The following is a 3,796-nucleotide window of genomic DNA, read 5'->3' as shown; positions in this document are numbered from 1 at the left end:
CGGCGTCCGCCTCCGCGACGCCTGCTGCCACCGGCACCGAGCCGAACCAGTCCGCGGCGACCCACGCCTCGATCTGAGCGGCGAGGGTGTCGAGCTGCCGCACGGGGGCGACGCCGGTGCCCGTGAAGCGGTCGGCGTTCTCGCGCGACCACCGCAGCGCGGCGATGTACTGGCGCACTGCGACCGGCGCCGCCTCGAGCCGGCGCACGAGCGCCGCGCCCGAGGCATCCGGTGTCACCGTCAAGCCCTCGAACGCATACCGCACGAGATGCACGGGCGTCGCGAGCCCCGCGACGAGCCGCGACGTGAACCCCGTGTCGAAGAGCAGCCGCTCACGTTCGAGCCGCTCGCCGAGCGCTGCGCGGAGCACCTCGTCGCCGGGACCGGCGGACCGCAGCGCCGTAAGGGTCTCGCCCTGGAGCTCGTACTTGCGCAGCAGCCACTCCGGCGACAGATCGGGTAGCGGCGGACCGTCGACGCCGAGCGCCATCGCGGCGTCGGGTTCGTGCTCGGCCAGTTCGCGGACGTAGGCGTCGGCGACGACGCGGACGGGGTCGGGAAGGCTCACCGATTCAGCCTAGGCGCGGCGCGTCGGTGGCTCCCGCGTCACGCGGGGACGATGCCGGTGCGGGCGAGCTGCCCGTACCAGAGTCCGCTGTCCTTGACCGTGCGCTCGAGCGTGTCGAAGTCGACGCGCACGATGCCGAACCGCTTCGCGTACCCGTAGCCCCACTCGAAGTTGTCGAGCAGCGACCATACGAAGTAGCCCCGCACGTCGACCCCCCGCTGCATCGCGCGGTGCGCGGCCGTGAAGTGCCGGCGGAGGTAGTCGAGCCTGTCGGGGTCGGGCACCGACCCGTCTTCTGCCCCGACGTCGTCGAAGGCGGCGCCGTTCTCGGTCACCATGAGCGGCTGCCCGGGGAACTGCTCCGACAGCGACATCAGCAGCTCCTCGAGCCCCTCGGGCGCGATGTTCCAGCCCATCGCGGTGTACGGCCCGGGCTGCTCGACGAATTCGACGGCCTGGTCGCTGCCCGGCCACGCCGTGCCGCCGGCTGCGCCCTTGTGCCCGTCGTTCATCTGCCTCGGCGAGACGCCGTCCCACAGCCGCACCGTCGCGGTGGAGTAGTAGTTGACGCCGAGCACGTCGATCGGCTGATGGATCGCGGCGAGGTCGCCGTGCTGCACGAAGGACCAGTCGGTGACGGATGCCGTGTCGTCGAGCAGATCGGCCGGATACTCACCGCGCAGCATCGGGTGCGTGAAAGCCCGGTTGGCGAGAGCATCGATGCGGCGCATCGCCTCCCCCGCCTGGTCGCCGGCACCGCGCAGCACGTGGAAGTTGAGCGTGACCGAGTACTGCGGGTCGCCGGTCGAAGTCGCCCGCAGCGCCTGCAGCGCGCGGCCGTGGGCCAGGTTCAGGTGATGCACGGCGGCGAGCGCGGCGGCGGGCTCGTGGCGCCCGGGCGCATGCCCGCCCTGCCCGTACCCGAGATAGGCCGAGCACCACGGCTCGTTCAGGGTCGTCCACGTGTGCACGCGGTCGCCGAGGGCCGCGCCCATGATCTCGGCGTAGCGCTCGAACGCGTCGGCGGTCGCGCGCGAGGGCCAGCCGCCGGCATCCTCCAGCGCCTGCGGCAGGTCCCAGTGGTACAGCGTCGCGACGGGACGGATGCCGCGCTCGAGCAGGCCGTCGACGAGCCGCGAGTAGAAGTCGACGCCCGCCTGGTTCACCGGGCCGGTGCCGGTGGGCTGGATGCGGGGCCACGCGATCGAGAACCGATACGCGCCGAGACCGAGCTCCTTCATGAGGTCGAGGTCGCTCTCCCAGCGGTGGTAGTGATCGCATGCGACGTCGCCGGTGTCGCCGTTCCACACCTTGCCGGGCGTCTTCGAGAAGGTGTCCCAGATCGACGGCCCGCGGCCGTCCGCGTCGAAGGCGCCCTCCACCTGGTACGAGGCCGTCGCCGACCCGAACGTGAACCCGGGCGGGAACTCGAGGCCCGCGTCGCGGTAGTCGGGGCTCCCCTGCGTCTGGATCGAAGTCACGCTGTTCACTTTGTCACCTCCGACAGGTCGACCGCGAACGTCTGAGAGCGCCCGTCCGGGTTCGTGACGGTGACGGATGCCTCGCCCTCACCGCCCGGGAACACCCGCAGCCGCAGACCGTCGAGGTAGTCATAGTCGGGGCGGTCGCTGCGTGCGCCCCACGCGATGACGGCCCCCGGCCGCACGTACAGCGGCAGCGACGTGAACCCGTGGTTCTCGCGCCGCCACGAGCCGCCATGGACCTCCTCGCCGGTCTTTAGGTGCGTGAAGACGCGCGTGACCTCGACGGCATGGTAGGCCCATACGAGCGGGCGGCGCAAGTAGTTGGTGGTTTCTGCCAACAAATCCTCGCGCCGCCCGTCGTGGCAGGTGTCAGACCGAACGCTGGTAGGCCCCGATCGATCGCACTGCCCACAGGAACGCGAGGCCCGCGAGTGCGATCAGGCCCGCGAGCTGCCACCATGCCGCCGCCGGATAGTCGCCCGAGAGCCCACCCCTCCCCAGCTCGACGGCCCACGTCATGGGGTTCCAGCGGGAGACGTCCTCCACCCACTGCGGCATGAGGTCCGCGGGCATCATCGTCGTCGAGAGGAAGGTCGCGGGCAGCACGATGAGCTGAGACAGGCTGATGAGCGCGATCTGGCTGCGTGCGATCAGCGCCACCGCAGTGGACGCGCAGCAGAAGATCGTCGCCAGCACCGTCGCGACGCCGAGCGCGGCGAGCACCCCGCCGAGCCCACCCGGGTACCGGGCGCCCGCGAGCCACCCGATGCCGAGCACCACGAGCGACTGCGCGAAGCTCAGCACCAGCTGCTGCGCGAGCTGACCCGTGACGATGGCCGACCGCGACACCGGCGAGGTCAGGTATTGGTCCATGACTCCGGAGTTCATGTCGTCGATGAAGCCGCTACCCGCCCATGCTCCGGAATAGAGCACGGTCATCATGAGGATGCCGGGCACGAGGTAGCCGACGTAGCCCGCCGACCCGAACTGCGGCAGCGCGCCCAGCGATGCGAAGACCTGCCCGAACAGCACGATCCAGATGACGGGCTGGATGAGCGACATGGCCGGCCCCCACACCTGCCGCACCGACGCGATGAGCCAGCGGCGCAGCACCTGTCCGGTCTGGGTGAACCACCCGGCGCGCGCCGGGGTGAGGGCCGGGGAGAGGCTGATCGTCGTCATGCTGCGGCTCCTGTCTCGGGGGCGTCCGCGGGCGCGTCGCCGAAGGTGTGGCCGACGAAGTGCAGGTACACGTCGTCGAGCGTGGAGTGGGATGCCGCGACGTGACCGTAGCGCACGCCCGCGGCATCCAGCGCGCCGATGACGGCGCCGACGGCCGACGACGCGTCGTCGGCGCGCGCGGCGAGCATGCCGACGACACCGGATGCCTCGACGACGACGCCGCGGAGTCCGTCGATGCCCGCGACGGCGGCCCGCACGACGGCGGGGTCGGGCTCGACGAGGCTCACCCGCAGTGAGTCGCCGTGCAGCCGCGCCTTGAGCTCGGCCGGCGTGCCCTGCACGACAGCACGTCCGCGGTTGACGAGCAGGAGCTCGTCGGCGAGGCGGTCGGCCTCCTCCATGTAGTGCGTCGTCAGCACTACGGTGAGCGATTCCTCACCCGAGAGCCTCCGGATCTCGGCCCACATCGCTGCGCGGGCCTCCGGATCGAGGCCGGTGGTGGGCTCGTCGAGGAAAAGGACCTGCGGGCGGTGCACGAGGGCCGCGGCGACGTCGAGCCGCC

3 protein-coding genes and 2 pseudogenes are annotated in these 3,796 nt (G+C 71.4%); all 5 read right to left on the bottom strand.

The genetic code is table 11. The features are described from left to right. Positions 1-568: pseudogene (locus tag EIO58_RS14140) on the bottom strand (DUF885 domain-containing protein); the annotation flags it as partial. Between the two features lie 38 nt (positions 569-606). Beyond that, positions 607-2,058: a GH1 family beta-glucosidase gene (locus EIO58_RS14135; RefSeq protein WP_446723928.1), complete on the bottom strand. Its 1,452-nt coding sequence runs from the start codon at positions 2,056-2,058 to the stop codon at positions 607-609. Then, positions 2,055-2,390, bottom strand: a complete 336-nt coding sequence (locus tag EIO58_RS14130; RefSeq protein WP_240658867.1) for a hypothetical protein — start codon at positions 2,388-2,390, stop codon at positions 2,055-2,057. The genes EIO58_RS14135 and EIO58_RS14130 overlap by 4 nt, the downstream gene beginning before the upstream one ends. Positions 2,391-2,421: 31 nt before the next feature. Continuing rightward, positions 2,422-3,234 (bottom strand): ABC transporter permease, encoded by an 813-nt coding sequence (locus tag EIO58_RS14125; RefSeq protein ID WP_127820069.1) that lies wholly within the window; start codon positions 3,232-3,234, stop codon positions 2,422-2,424. Beyond that, positions 3,231-3,796: pseudogene (locus EIO58_RS14120) on the bottom strand (AAA family ATPase); the annotation flags it as partial. The gene EIO58_RS14125 and the pseudogene EIO58_RS14120, both read right to left, overlap by 4 nt.

Origin of the sequence: Microbacterium sp. CPCC 204701, from assembly GCF_004010105.1 — a bacterium.
Lineage (GTDB): Bacteria > Actinomycetota > Actinomycetes > Actinomycetales > Microbacteriaceae > Microbacterium.
This window is presented reverse-complemented; position numbering and strand designations above follow the sequence as displayed.

What these genes read in the sequence shown, in the direction of transcription:
- EIO58_RS14125 (WP_127820069.1), bottom strand. Translation starts at nt 3,234, where the DNA reads ATGACGACGATCAGCCTCTCCCCGGCCCTCACCCCGGCGCGCGCCGGG.